This is a genomic window from Kribbella sp. CA-294648 (genome assembly GCF_050943845.1).
In the GTDB taxonomy this organism is placed as follows: Bacteria; Actinomycetota; Actinomycetes; order Propionibacteriales; family Kribbellaceae; genus Kribbella.
On the sequence record NZ_CP191981.1, the window covers coordinates 2303386 to 2317893 of the forward strand.

Here is a 14508-nt window from a genome sequence, read left to right on the forward strand (position 1 = left end):
GGCGGAGCTAGCTCGGCCGCAGTGTCGCCGTCTCCGCTGCCTCGGCCGCCGCGCGCCGGCGCGCCCGGGTCGACTGGCCCTCACTCGGCGGCGGTTCGATGATCCTCTCGGGCTTCCTCACCTGCAGCTTGGTACGCCGCGCGTTGAGTCCCATCCCGGTATCCATGGTTATCAGCCGAACTGCCGTGCCGGCCAGAGTCTGTACTGCCATTGCCCGATCGATGATCTCCGCGTCGGAATCCGAGAGGGGCCGGTGCGCCGGATCGTCGAAGAACACCCGCAGCTCGACCCGGCCGTGTGGAATCTTTTCGCGATCGGCCACTTCCTGCCAGTCGGTGTCCATGTCCCGGATCAGCACGGTGCCGTAGGGGTCGGGCAGTAGCTTGTCGATGACGGCCAGCGTCACCGAGGCCCGATGGCGCAGCTTCTGGTTGCTCGACTCTTTGAGTCGGTCGAGTTCGCGGATCACCACCTCAGGGAGAACGAGGAGCACGTCGGCGAATCCGGCGCCGAGTTCTTCGGCCCAGGGGATGCTGGCGATCACCGCGGTCGGGTCTTCGTCCTGAGTCCAGGCGGGGTGGGAGAGGAAGACGTTGGTGTCTACCACCGCCAGGACCTTGTCTGCGGCGGCGGTCCACGGACGGATCTCTTGGAGCTTGTCGAAGGCGGCGGTGAGCATAACCTGCCGATCGGACAGCTCGGCGTCGAACAACTGGCGGCCCTGCGGAGTGCCCATCAGCGCCGGGTCGACGAGGCGGTAGAAGGCCGGCGTGAACAGGATCCGGTCCAGGTCGCCGGCGGCGATCTGACCGCGCAACGTCCGTGCGGTGTCCATGACCCAGCGCACGTACTCGGCCTGGCTGTGATTGTTGGTGATCTCGGTGGAGGCTTTGTGAAGCAGATCGAGGACGTGATCGCGGTCGACGCCAGGCGTGAGGGTGACGAGCGTGGCGAAATCCCGACAGGTCATCCCCGATCGCCGCCCGGACTATTAGTACCTGCTGAGCCTGGCCGCACGCTTCAGCCGGAACGGGACAGCGCCCATCTCGCTATGTCAGGTGTGCCACGGTCGTGTGCCAGAGGCGGGACACCGGCACGAATCTGCGGCATCCCTGCGCAATGCAGGTAGCCATGACGTTGAGATTAGCAGGAATCGCTCGGGCGGCACGGGTGTGACATCGCCCCTGTGGAAAGCCGTGCGTGCTGGGCCGTCAAAGCGTGTTCGAGCGGCGTCGGCGTGGCTCAGTTGCCGGCGAGAGGGTGCGGTTCGCCGGTGAGAGCAGCTAGGGCAGTCGCAATTTCGGGAAGACTTGCGCGAACGTAGGTAGCAGTGGTTCCGGCGCCGGAGTTGTCCGAGTGACCTGCATACGCGCGGGCAGTGGCGTAGCCGAAGTTTCGCTCGACCCAGGTGAGCGTGGTGTGCCGCAGCCAATGCGTGCTGATCTGCTGGATGGCTACCCATGGCAGGTGCTTGCCGATCCGGCTCCAGAGGTAGTCGTAGCGGCGTCTGGTGATCGGTCTACCGTTTGCGTAGCGCAGAAGCTGTCCCTCGCGGGGTGTCCCACGGGTCTGCGCATGGTGCTGCAGGTGCGCCATCAGGGTCGGAGAGACGGGCTGCCAGCGGACTACGTCGCCTTTCTCGGCCAGTCGAACGAGGCACTGGTCCGAGTCAAGGTCGTTGGGAGTGAGGGCGAGTGCTCCGCCGCGTCGGCAGGCGGTCTCGGTGTGAAGTCTGAGAATGAGCCCGTCCAGCGCCGGATCGTTGCCGGTGGTCGCGGTGATGTGGTTGATCTGGGCGAGTTGTCCGTCCGGGATCGCTCGCCGGGTCGAGGCCAGCCTTCGAGGCTTGGCCACCTTGAGAGCCGGGTTTGTGCCGGGCAGGAGGTAGCCGTCATTCTCGGCATGACGGTAAATGCATCGGAGCGCAGCGATCAGGTGTTCGGCCGCAGAGCGACCTCCACGTGCGTTCCGGCGGATGACGGTGCTCTTGCGGATCATCAGGGCGAATTGCTCGATCTCGCTGGGCAACGGCTCGTCGAGGCGGCGGTGGCCCCATCGTTCAGTGATGCGATTCCAGTACGACGAATACGCCTGACCGGTTCCGACCGAGACGGTCGCGGTGACGACCGGGATGTACTGAGCGAATGTCGGGATAGCCGACGGTGGTACGTGCTGACCTTGCAATAGCTGTTCAGGAGTGACACCGAGGCGTGCGAGCAGGAGGCGGGCGGCCTCGACGTCGGCGCTGCTCACGGTCGCTCTGACAGCGCCGAACCACTCAGGATCTCGGAGAGCAGATCCATCGTGTAGACCGTCAGCCCGTGCCCGGGCGTGGCTGCGACGAGCAGTCGGTCCCCAGTTGTGATGCGGCACAAGTGACGGACACACGCAGGGATGCGGAGGTGGCCTTGCCGGGTGACGGTGTGGGGCCCACCAGGCCGCACAGCGATGATCTGACGACCGTTGTGAGGGATGGCTGTGATGGTGATGGGGTGGCCCGGTGCCCAGCCGAGAGTCCGTGCAGGGGAGCTGTCGGCGAGCCGGCCGCGCGCGTCGACGGGCGTGACGACGCAGTGGAGCAATTTCGGCGCCGTCGGCGGCTGCAAGGCGACCAGAGGCAAGTTGTTGATGGCCACGAACTGCCGGCCAGCGTGCACGTGAGGGTAGGGGGTGGTGGAGTCTCGCCCAGTGGTGTCCATGCTCCTCGCTCCTGCGTCGCCCTCATGAATGGCGCGTTGTCCTACTCAACGAGCTAGCTGCGAACTCTTTGCACGAGACGGCTTCTGGCGGAGCCCCACGTACCCCCGGCAGATAGCCAGCAGGGCGAGAAGTTCGCCACGTCGGCGAGGCGGTCAGCGACTCGCTGACCGCCCGCAGGCGATCAGGAGATTCCTGGGTGAGTCGGTCGAGCAGCCGTGCTCGGACTTTTGTGGTGTGAATGAGGCGGTCTGTCGGACAAGGTCCATTCCCGCCCTGCCACAGCGCTCTCCGATCGGTGCTCTCAAGCGTTCAAGCGGCCCTGCTGTGCGAACGATGGTGCGGTGGTCTGGAGGTCGCCGCATAGTGAAGGTCCCTGTGTCATCGAGCCCAGGTATGAGGCGGCCAGCCTCTCAGCGAAGCTCCGCCCGCGCATGCCAGGAAAGGCCAATTCACTTGTTTGCGACCGAGGTCGCGGTCTCGCCGGCGCTGTCGGATGTAGGGGCGGATTGCGGCTCCGATGGCGTAGATTCGCGGTCATGGGTGTTGTGCTGCCGGGGTCGGGCTCAGGGCGGTCTTGGGGAGTCGCGTTCACGAAGGCTGCCCTGCGTCTCATCGGTGGGGCCGACCTTGCGGACGCGATCATGGATCTGACTGGGCTCAGCCGGAAGCGCGTCAACCAACTGGTGGCAAAGGCCGGACGCGAGCTAGAGGTGAACGCCGACCACGAGTTCGCGCAGGTGGACGAGTCGACGACTTATTTGGCGGCTGAGGCTCTCGCTGTGGAGGCGTTCGCGTCCACGACGAGGTCTCTTCGGCCGCAGTCCGGTCAGCAGGCCATCATGGTCAAAGCTCTGATGGGTCCCGACGAGCTGGCGGCACTGGTCACGGATGCCCTCCATCCGGGACGCACAGATGCTTGGGCGCCGGACGAACTCGCCTACTTCCACGCACTCGTCCGCCGCATCGCCGAGCTGATCTGCGCTTGGTATCGGGACGAACCGTCCGCGCGAGCCTCGGCATCAGTGGCCGCCATCGGCCAACTGCTGCGCAATGATGCGGACCAGTTGGCCGCGCTCGGCGATCTACAAGACAAACTGACCGAGCTTGAGTCAGGCCCAGTAGGACCTACGGATGCAAAACCTGATGCCTGCGCGGTGATCGCTATCGAGATCGCGCCGGAGCACGCCAACCTGCATTTCGTCCGCAGATGTGCGCAGTGGCTTCGATGGGTCCTCGAGTCACAGGGTTTTCAAGTCCGCACAGGTCCACCGAGCGGGCTGGCAGACGAGCTCCTCATCATTGCCGGCGCAGCCTCCGGTCCGGTCTCCTCCCTCATTGCTGGCTCGGAGGACCGGCCCGCTGGGTCTATTCAGGTGTCTTTCGATACAGACGGAACGATGCACCTAGGCGGGCAATTCACAGATTCGGCTGAGGCAAGTCGGCAGTTGTGCGCCACCGTCGAACTTCGGATGCGCAGCCGGGCCCGATCCAGCGGCGAGAAGATCGGGTACGACGATGCGACCACCCTGCCGCGGCTTCAGCGGTTAAGCCGCCAAGCGATTCGCGATGCCGCCGCGGTCGGGCACCGGACCTACGACGCCCCAGGTGAGGGCGATGGTCTGTACGTCAACCGCGACCTCGAGGAGAGGGTGCTCGACGAGTTCACCCGCACCGACCTCGTGGTGGTCAGTGGCGTGGCGGGCAGTGGCAAGACCTCGCTCCTGTGGGGCTTGACACAGCGCCTGATCGCCAACCCGACGCGGACAGACGTCTACTTCTTGAAAGCGTCCTATCTCATGGCAGAGGAGGGCAACCCCCCGGTTGTTAACGGCGCTGAGCTGGCCGATGCCATTCGATCCAGGTCGTTGGAGAAGGAATCCTTTGTACTCGTCGACACTGCTGATTTGCTTGTCAGTGACGAACGAACACTGGTATCCCTCCTGGAATTGATCGATGCGGTCCGAAGTGTCGGAGGCCAGGTGGTCATCAGTGCGCGTCCGGACGAGGCACTGACGATCACCGCGGGCGGAGATCCACCTCTGAGGCTCGGTCCGTTTTCGACATTCAGTCCGGCGCAGGACAAAGAGAGTGAGTTCGCGCGGGCGGTTCGCGCGCATGCAACGGCCTACAGCTCAGCTCCCGGCCAAACGAGCGGCCTGGCACAACAACTTCTGTCAGCGGCGATCCGAGGTACTCCACTCGGCGGTCTGGCCCAATTGCCACTGTCGCTACGCATGCTGTTCGAGCTTTACGCACCTGGGCTGGTTCCTGCGGAGGTCAGCGGCACCAGCCTCTTCGAGAGGTACTGGGAGCATCGAGTCGTGGCTGACCGCCGGACAGGTCATGCGCTTCCTGCTGAAGGGGCTCCAGCCCGAAACCTGTCGAATGCGTGCCACGCTCTTGCTGCCGAGATGCTGCGAGCGGGGCTTCCTGAGGTGCGTCCACGCCTAGGACCAGCTGTCGGCCATCTCCCACACGCCACCGCCGAAGACATCACACTGCTCTGTGGCCGTGGAATCGGTTCGGTCACCAGAGACGGCGCCTTTCACTTCTTCCACCAGGCCTTCTTCGAATTTGCTGCCGCGCGACTGCTCGTCGAGTATCGCGGTGGACTGCAGATGCTTTTATCTCGTGCCGATGCCCGACCGGATGACTATTTCCTGTCGCCAGTCGTCGAGCAGGCCTGGGTCTTGGCTTGGCTCCGACCAGACCGCATGCAGGAGGCGTCAGAGCTTTCCCTGCAGCATCTCGCCCAGACACGCCAGGACCTCGTTCGTAGAGTGCTCAGAGTGCTGGCTCAGATTTCTGTGCCGGACAAGGTCGCTGAACGCATGCGGGCAATGTTCCCCGACCTGGACCTGGATCTGGTCAAGGAGTATTTCCGGCTGCTACCGCGACCGGGCACCAGATGGCAAGGCAGCGACTCGGACCTGCTTGTCCAGGTTCACTCGCGAGATGGCGGCGCAGCGCGTCACGCGGTGATAGATGTGCTTCTGCGGCTCTCTTTTGCCGATCCGACGTCGGCCAGGGTTGCGATCGATCACATCGCGGATGCGAGCCCCCGTCCACTGCTAGATGACTCCGCACTCGACTACGCCGGCCTGCGAACGCTGCTGGCGGTGCTGCGGCAGCAAGACTGTAGCTGGCTACTCGATCTGTTCGACCGCTCCGAAGTCGGTGTGTCGGTTGCCACGGCGACGCCGATCCTTGCGCGGGTGTTCTCGATCCTCGATGGGTCGCAGGGCTCAGACGCCACTGCCGCTGCTCGCTGGGCCGACTCGGTGAGTACGCGTTCTGCGGAGTCGTCGGCCTTGGTGCACGCGTTGGCTCTGTTACATATGGCCGCAATGCAGCCAGTGGACGGTAGCCGGCATGCCGAGGAGTTGCTCGCTACGGTTCGCGCGGCTCTGGACGCGATAGAGGGCGGCGATACTCCTTCTCTGACAGCGGCTGCGTCGGCTTGGGCCGGCATCGACACGTTGAGCCGGACAGCGCCCGACGACGTTGTGCTCGAGCTCCTACAAGACCTTGAAGGCCACACGGATCCGCGTCTGCACGAACTGTTCCACCATGGATGGTTTGTCCGAGCCCTGAATGAGTCGGCCATCGTCAGATCCCATTTCGCGCGGGTCCTGGCAGATGGGCTGCCCGCCAACCGTCGCAGTCCGGGCGGGCCTCCGCAGAGATGGGCAGACACGCTGAGGCGCACTCTCCTCAGACCGGATGTCGAAGCGCCGACGCTGGCTGCGGTGCTCGGATCGGCAATAGATCATTTGGCTGGTCGGGTACCGGCCGAAACTGCCTGGCTCGAGCCTGACTACCTGCTTTGGCTCTTGCTACCTGCGACGAACGCAGGTGAGCTCAGCGCAACTCGAGTCATCGAGCAGCTGCACAGCGGCGGACTGGAGATCCAGCAGCGCGACGAGCACTTTGCCGTGCAGCAGGCTCAATCTCTGACAGACGACGGCCCTGGCACGCCGCTCGTCCTGAGATTCCTGGCTGAGCGTCGAGGATACGTGGAGCTTCTACAACTGATCCAACGAGTGCCGGGCCTCGTCTGGCCCGAGTCGATACAGGAGACGGTCAGCGCGGGCTTGTTGCGAGACGCAGCGACCGGCGAGATTCCGGCGCGTGCTAGAGCTGCCAGGCTGCTGCTGTCGGCAACGAGCAATGGCACGCTCCCGTACCCGGGGTGGGCGGACCTGGAGCCGCTCAGGTCTGGCAAGCATCTGCGGGTCAAAGTCCCAATGTCGGCCTTGTTCACGAACGGGCTGCTGGCAGGCCACTATCCACCGCAGGCGGTCGTCGACCGCCTCAACGAATGGGTCGCCGCGCATCCGGCTGACCGGGACCTCCGACACAACCTGGTCAGGACCCTCGCTGCCGCAGGCAACAGCGAAACGGTAGCCAGAGCGGTTGACCTGGCCTTCATCAGACCCGTAGACGCAGGAGTGGTGATCGACCTGGCCGGCTACCTCAACCGAGACACTCGCTTGGCGGCATTTCTGCCCGCTCAAGACACCGTCCAGCTCCTGATCGACGTTGGACGACGGTTGGGAGCTCCGGATGTACCCGGGCGTTCGAAGAGCGATGTCCCTGGCACCTGGAAGGAGATGATGGGTCGCGTGCTCAATCGTGCGAGCAATGCCGAACTCGTCGTCGCCGTGAACTCCGTGCCTGGGCTCGACCCAACGTTCGCGACGCACCTCTTGGCCAAGATGCCGGCAAGACACTCACCGTCCCTTGAAGCGGCACTGAAGCAGCTCCGTGGCAACGAGAATCTCGCCACTCCCATCATTCGGACTGTCACCCAAAAGTTGGGGACCACGCGTTCGTCGGCAACACCCGAGTGGCCTGAGCTGAGTCAGGAACTCCTCAAGCTGAAAGATGCGCAGAGTCGGATCGACCGACTTTCATAACAGCTGAAGGCAGCTAGGGACAGTCCCATCGGCTACCTCGGTCGACGGCGCTTCTGTCCCAATGCTTCGTACGGATGGGCGTTCACGGTGTTTGGAGTTGCTGGGCGGCGTCAGTCAGTGAGCTGTCCAGGTCGTTTGCCGTCTGTTGCCAGTGGGCTGCGCGAGTGCGGAAGGCGCAACCGGTCCCAGGCGGGAAAAGCTGAACGAGGACCACCGGCTGATGGAGAAGTCAAAACCATCATCGAGGCGCAGTTGCGCGACGACGGATCCGACGCGCGACGCCTTTGACCTCCTGTTTCCCGGGCCGATCACGGACGATGTTTGCCGTGTAAAGCGCCTTCAGTTGCGCCGCGAAACATGAACGCAATCTCGTTGTCAGATCGCCTGAATTCCAACCTGGTGATATCTACTCGCAGCTCTCGCGTCTCAAGGCTTCGAGCGTCGTGGACTCCCAGGCACCTCCATTTGGTACGGCACCGCAGCGCGATGCCGGCGATCAGTGCGGTGAGAGGTGTGCTCATCGCCTCGGAAATTGTCGCCTTTGCACATTCCTCCAGGATGGTCAGGCCCGCACGACCTCTCTGGAGGGCCAGGTTCAAACAACCAGGCCACTCTCGACCAGATTGTCGTGAGTCCCACCCTGACCTGCCTAGTGAATGATCGACCGAAGTCGGCCTTATCCTCGTCAAGCAGAGCGAGCTTCTGGATGATGGCTGGGGTGAGACTCTCGAACGCCTCCCGGGTTGTCGGCTCGCTTAGATCGGCCTCCAGCCGTTGGTTGCCGGACTCGCGGCGATGTCCCGGTGCCCAGAGCGGAGGGAAGGACCCCACCAGCGTTCCAGGTCGACCGTATTGACTCGGTGGCGGCCACGCCTAACGTTGGCCTGACAACACGATGAGCTGCAAGCGAGGGGACGACCATGGGAGACGATGCCGAGCGAGGTGCAAGCAGTGAACCTCCCGATGCGCAGCCAGAGGAAAGCGCCGACGTCGGTGCGCTAGAACCACTCCCGAACAGTGCGCGGCGCTGGGCTGGGATCGCGGGCTCTATCATGATCATGGGCGGATTGGCAGGCGCGTTCATGAGCGTAAGCGCCGTGGCTGTCGCATTTCTGCTTTGCTTAGGTGCGGCTTTTACGTATATTGCAATCACGGGTGCCCAGATCCGCGATATGAGTCTTGCTGGGAATAAGGTCGCGTTCGCCTTGGTCAGAAAGATCGTTAAGAACGAGGATGCGCCGGCCGCGGTCCGGAGAGACGCAATCGACGTTCTCAAACAGGTTTCCCCCCAGTTGCCTGCACGAGAACGACGCGCGGTAGACCACGAGGTTCAGGCCGCAAGTGATGCACTGGAATACGAACGTGTGGTGCGTCAACGGTTGGCTTCGATGCTTGGAATGCCTGCCGCAGTTCCGCCTGAGGGAATGTATGAGATGGGATACCTAAACCCAGCCGGAGTCCGAACTCTGGTTTGGGTAAAGTATCGCGCCGAAGGCATGGGCGTCTCTGATCTCAACAGAACCTACGCCGAAATCCTGGCAAGGACAACTCTGCTGATGCCGGGGGATGGCCGCGTTAGATCGGTTCTGGTCGTCAATCGGATCACAAACGCTGCACTTACACATGCGATCGAGTTCTCGACTATCGAGATGCCATTCTATGTAGTTCAGTGGCGAAACGCCCTTGACGATGCAGTGTTGCGCGAGACGATCTTTGCGGCTGACGAAGTTACCTAACATCGTAGGAGGGGTGCAGCAAAAGATTTCCGATTTGGGTTCAAGAGCGAGTCCGCGATGTGATTCGCGTTGCAGTAGTCACATGAGATTCTCGAACACTTCGAGCAGAGTCTTCGGTATAAAGTCTGGCCTATCGCTTGCCGCTCGCAAAATAACCTCTCTAGGCAGGTTGACTCTAAATCGTTCTAGCTGCGGAACTCTTGCACGATTATGGCTTGGAGTTGATGGCCCTGTGTTTCCAGCCAGTCGTCAGGCATTACGATGCTGAACTTGCCAGTATATTCGACTGACGTGTCGGTGCCAGCGAACTTCAGGCGTGAAGACAGTGAGGTGGCTATTTGCTGCGCATGAGTCGAAGTCAACTCGAAATGACGTAGTCCCGAACCTATCTGGAGATCCGAAGCCTGAAGAATCCGCTCACGCAGAAGGAAGGTTCCCAGAAGTACCGGGTCGAAGATGAGGTTCTCGATGGAGTATCTATCGGCTAGGTAGAAGATCCCTTCTGGTGTGGTTGATCGAACATCTCGATCAACCACACCAGACACGGTATCGACTCCGGCGGTACGAAGCTCCTTGACCAGCCTGACCACAGCCTCGCATCCACCGCCCTTGTCGCGGCGCCCGACGGCAATGAACTCGAGTGATGTTTCGCTCCGGAGATAGTCTTTAGTAATCCCAAATAGGTGTTGAAGGTATTCCTGGTCGTATTCGCTCTCTACGAACACTTGTCGCCGGTTATCGACGCGGACACTGAGGGTCGAGATCCCCGTCGTCAGCGACTTTATCGCGTGGTCAGCAGTTGTCTTCTGGATTCGAGGTGAAGTATCGCGAAGAATGTAGAGGGATTCTTCCGGGGCAAGCGCAACCGTGGATGGAGCGTGCGTCGTCAAGATGACGCGCATTCCGTACTGTTTGATGAACAGGTCTTGAATAACTGTTAGGAGGCTCTTGACCATAGAAGGGTGCAAGCTGGCATCGGCCTCGTCGAGCAGGAGCACCTTCGGTACTTGTACTTCATCGGAGAATTTCGACCCAATGTACCTGGCGGTCGCAATGGCCATTAACACACGCTCACCGGTCGACAGTTGGTCGACAGGAATCGATACCCCGTGCGGACCGGTCAGTGCGACAGCGAACTCTACGCCGTCTACCCCCGGCTCTGGCTGGTCGAACTTGTATGGCAAGCCGATAATTTGGAGGATTTCATTCAGAAGCTCCCATGGTGGCGGGCCAAATTGCTCAATAAATTGCTCATCAGTTAGTGCTGACTCTTGCTTCTTGAACTGAAGCACGCTATTCCGAAACTGGAACTCCGCGTACGTCACGAAGAGAGATGCCAGTGAGGTGCTAAATATGTCTTGCTGACCTGAAGTTAGCGGGTGGAGTCGTTGAAATTCTTGCACACTGAGCTCGGATATCGGCTTCCCGAGAGATAGCAATTTCGCGAATCCTGCGTCAGAGATCAACCGTTGGCTTTCGACAAGCTGGTGTCGGAGTACGCCGTCGAAGTCAGCTGCTGAGATCGTCGGGTACTGATTCGATCGCATCTCCCTGATCAGGTTGTATGATCGCTTCCACGGTTGAATGATATCCCTCGTGTTGGTGGGACGTTCGGCCTGAACGATGAGTTCACCGAGCTGGAAGAGGCGAATGCCATCCTGAATTGGATGTTGGCTATCCGCTTCGTACAGTTGAATCGAGTGCAGGGAGATCCTTGCAATAGCTTAGACTTTCCCGATCCGTTCGCGCCGGTGATCACAGTGAATTCAGGGATCTGGAAGTTCTGGAAGTCGCTTGCCGGTAGCGATTTATGGTTCTGTAGCATGTGGATTCGCAAAGAAGCCTCCAAGTGATCTCGGTTGGGAACTAACGAGCAGCGCGGCGCGATGAAGCCACGCAACCCTCAAGCATAGGGCGCGCTCGTTTGACCAAGTGCTCTCGTGCGTCACCGTCTCCTGGTCGTAGGGGGTGTCTGCGGATCGTAGGGCCGAGAAGGCGCTTATTACTAGGGAGACACGATTGGTCAGGGGCGTCGACCTCAGTGGCCAGGACTAGTAGCCACTAGTTCGCACCACGAACGCCCCTCGCGCGGGGATCTCGCAATGTCCTGAGCGGCCCACTAGCGCGCTTGACCCTCAGCTTTACCTGGCGCTCCTGATCCAGCGTCTTACAAACCCACAATTTCAATCAGATCTGGAGAGGTTGTGGGCCACGACTGGTCCTTTCGTCCGGACAAAGAGGCGCCGGATGGCTCGGACCTCCTCGCCTGCCGGGCGCGGCTGCGGTCGCAGGCTGAGGCCCGGTCGCAAGTTCGCCAGTCTGGGCCACTACAACGTCTCGCGCGGTCAGCATCGCCAAGGTGCCCAAAAAGGCTTGCGGAAGGCGAAAAACACTCCGACCAAAGAACGGCTAGGCATCCTGCGAAGCACGCGAGCAGGTCGGGTGCTGAGCCAAGGCTCACGGGAGGGTCTAGAGGCGCAGGCAGATCTGACGAGGCGGGGCAGGTTGCAGGCGATAACTGACGGTAACGATCCAGGTAGGTCCCTCGAAGTTAGTCACGAACCGCCGGCTCTCTGATCCGTTCACCGGAAGAATGAGCGGCTCCGGCGGCTGGTACGGCGAGGCGCGGGCTGGGTCCTAGACGTGGGCGGGGGCGGCGACAGGACATGTGCCTGATCACCGGTTCCTGGATCTATGAATCTGGGTTCTCCGGTTCTGGCGGTGCGGTGATCTTCGTGGCATGTCTGGTGATCTTGAGCTTCAGAAGTTGCGGTGGAGTATTCGGCGGGTGATCGAGTTGCTTGACGAGGGCATCGATTCGGCGGGGGAACAGCTTGCGCGGTCTGAGAGTCGGCTGGTGTGGCGGGGGTCGATGCCGGCTGATGATGAGGTCGATGCGGGTCGGGGGATGGGGTTGTGAGTCCTTGAATCTCAGATCCGGGTTCTGATGGCCGTCTTGGGCCGCGATCTTCGAGTGCGACAGCAGTGGGTTGCCTTCGGAGGTTGTGATGGGTGAGGTCGTTGATCCGGGATTCGAGGTACCGCAGGAGGAGCGCCAGCGGATGCATGCGGCGATTGAAGAGGCGGGGCGGTTCTTCCGGGCGGAGTTGCTGAGGGCAACAGGTACGTGGCCGGTGGCCTTTCTCAAGGAGCGGGGCATGGACAGGGTGCTTGCGCCTGGTGCGTCGTGGAAGGTCGGCTATGCGCCAGACACTTACTCGCGATTGACGGACTACCTGCAGAAGCGGGGATTCGGGTTCCCGACACTGGTCCGCGCGGGCCTGATGGGCTGGACCGACGACGGCGCACCGATCGACCAGCACCGTGACCACCTGATGCTTCTGTCGCGTGACCAGGGGCTCAACCCGGTGGGATTCGTCGGTATTAATCGCGACGGTCAACTGCGGTCGCTGACGCCGGCGAACGCGGTGCATCGGCCTTCGAACGCGCTCGTCGGCTTGCAAGAGCAGATCGACCTGCTCCACAACGGTGCGACGCCGGTGATCGTAGACCACCCGGTGGATGCGATGGCGATCGAGCAGCTCAGTCGTTCGACGGAGAAGGAGTACGTCGGAATTCCGCTGTGCGAGTCGGCGATGTCGACGGCTCAGGCGCGGCTGTTGCGGCGGTTGAGTGAGACGGACCGGGTGATCGTGATGGTGCCGACGGACAAGGAAAGCCGTGAGCGGGCGATTGGATCTGCGCTCGATCTTGCATTCTTCTTCGACCGCATCCGGGTGCTTGCGCTTCCTCCTGATCATGGGTTGGCGGGGCAACTGCACACTCCGGCCGGGCTGCAGCAGTTGCGTGCCTATCTGTCGTTGGCCAAGCCGCTGGTCGGCCATCGCAACGGCTTCAACGACATCGGCACACAGCACACCTCATTGGGAGTCGAAGGGGTCTGCCCCCGGTTCGGTTGACTCCTGATCTGTGAGGACTTCGGTCCTTGCTGGAAGGATGTCTGTCATGCCGAAAGCGTTGCCTGAGGAGTTCCGTCGCGATGTGGTCGCTCTGGCCCGGAAAGGTGAGGCGCCGGTCAGCCAGATCGCGAAGGACTTCGGGATCTCACCGTCGTGCCTGCGGCGCTGGCTGAAGCTGGCCGATATCGAAGACGGGAACCGGTCCGGAGCGTCCCAGAACGAGTCCGACGAACTGCGGGAGGCCAGGAAGCGGGTCCGGCAGCTGGAACAGGAGAACGAGGTCCTGCGCCGAGCCGCGGCCTACTTCGCCCGCGACATCAACCCAAAATGATGTACCCGCTGGTCCTCGATCTTGCCGTCGACGGTATCCCCGTCACGGTGACCTGCCGGGTGCTCGGCTTCTCCAAGCAAGCCTTCTATAAGTGGCGCAAGAATCCTGTCACACAAAGAGATTTCGACAACGCCTTTCTGATCAACGCGGCCCGCGACATCCACGCCGACGACCCTGCGTTCGGGTACCGGTTCATCGCCGACGAACTCACCGACCAAGGCCACAAGGTAAGCGAGAACCGGGTCGCGAGGTTATGCAGCCAGGAACGGATCTGGTCGATCCACGCCAAGAAACGCGGACTGAACCGCAAGGCCGGCCCGCCGGTCCACGACGACCACGTGAAGAAGGTATTCACCGCGCCCTCACCGAACCTGGTCTGGCTGACCGACATCACCGAACACGCCACCGCCGAGGGCAAGCTGTATCTGTGCGCGGTCAAGGACGTCTACTCCAACCGGATCGTCGGCTACTCCATCGGCTCGCGCATGAAAGCGTCCCTGGCCGTTACGGCCCTGCGCAACGCGATCGCTCTGCGCACACCTGCAGCCGGGCTCATCGTCCACAGCGACCGCGGCAGCCAGTTTCGGTCCACGAAATACGTCCGGGTCCTCAAAGCCCACTCACTGCGCGGGTCGATGGGCAGAGTCGGAGCCTGCGGCGACAACGCCGCGATGGAATCCTTCTTCGCCCTCCTCCAGAAGAACGTCCTCGACCGGCAACGCTGGACCAGCCGCCAAGAACTCAGACTCGCGATCGTGTCCTGGATCGAAACCAGCTACCACCGCAGGCGCCGGCAACGCCGCCTCAACAAGCTCACACCTATCGAGTTTGAGATGATTCAACCTGCCGCACACGCGGCCTGAACCACCCAACCCCGCGAGTCAACTAAACCCGGGGCAGTC

The 14508-nt window shown here is 61.9% G+C and carries 8 protein-coding genes; 5 read left to right on the forward strand and 3 right to left on the reverse strand.

The window, feature by feature from the left end; translation table 11 throughout:
- Positions 1–7: 7 nt before the first annotated feature.
- Both ACQPYM_RS11255 and ACQPYM_RS11260 read right to left on the reverse strand, forming a co-directional pair.
- Positions 8–970 (reverse strand): PIN domain-containing protein, encoded by a 963-nt coding sequence (locus tag ACQPYM_RS11255; RefSeq protein ID WP_433018928.1) that lies wholly within the window; start codon positions 968–970, stop codon positions 8–10.
- A 272-nt stretch (positions 971–1242) separates the two neighbouring features.
- On the reverse strand, positions 1243–2253 hold the full coding sequence (locus ACQPYM_RS11260; protein WP_433018931.1) for a tyrosine-type recombinase/integrase: 1011 nt from the start codon (positions 2251–2253) through the stop codon (positions 1243–1245).
- Positions 2254–3236: 983 nt separating this feature from the next.
- Here ACQPYM_RS11260 and ACQPYM_RS11265 point away from each other — a divergent pair.
- Both ACQPYM_RS11265 and ACQPYM_RS11270 read left to right on the forward strand, forming a co-directional pair.
- Positions 3237–7619, forward strand: a complete 4383-nt coding sequence (locus ACQPYM_RS11265; RefSeq protein ID WP_433018934.1) for a hypothetical protein — start codon at positions 3237–3239, stop codon at positions 7617–7619.
- Positions 7620–8539: 920 nt separating this feature from the next.
- The gene (locus ACQPYM_RS11270; RefSeq protein ID WP_433018937.1) at positions 8540–9355 is read left to right on the forward strand and encodes a hypothetical protein; all 816 of its coding nucleotides are present in this window, start codon (positions 8540–8542) and stop codon (positions 9353–9355) included.
- 185 nt (positions 9356–9540) lie between these two features.
- Here the strand turns inward: ACQPYM_RS11270 and ACQPYM_RS11275 are convergent, their stop codons facing one another.
- The gene (locus tag ACQPYM_RS11275; RefSeq protein WP_433018940.1) at positions 9541–10680 is read right to left on the reverse strand and encodes an ATP-dependent nuclease; all 1140 of its coding nucleotides are present in this window, start codon (positions 10678–10680) and stop codon (positions 9541–9543) included.
- Between the two features lie 255 nt (positions 10681–10935).
- Between ACQPYM_RS11275 and ACQPYM_RS11280 the strand changes: the two genes are divergently transcribed.
- From ACQPYM_RS11280 to ACQPYM_RS11290, 3 genes are all read left to right on the forward strand, one after another.
- Positions 10936–11208: a hypothetical protein gene (locus ACQPYM_RS11280; protein WP_433018943.1), complete on the forward strand. Its 273-nt coding sequence runs from the start codon at positions 10936–10938 to the stop codon at positions 11206–11208.
- 1155 nt (positions 11209–12363) lie between these two features.
- Positions 12364–13275, forward strand: a complete 912-nt coding sequence (locus ACQPYM_RS11285) for a hypothetical protein (RefSeq protein WP_433018946.1) — start codon at positions 12364–12366, stop codon at positions 13273–13275.
- A gap of 46 nt (positions 13276–13321) precedes the next feature.
- Positions 13322–14469, forward strand: a protein-coding gene (locus ACQPYM_RS11290; RefSeq protein WP_433018181.1) for an IS3 family transposase whose coding sequence is annotated in 2 segments (ribosomal slippage) — positions 13322–13592 and positions 13592–14469 — 1149 coding nt in all. Because the reading frame shifts where the segments join, the coding sequence is not laid out codon by codon here.
- The last annotated feature ends 39 nt before the right edge of the window (positions 14470–14508 follow it).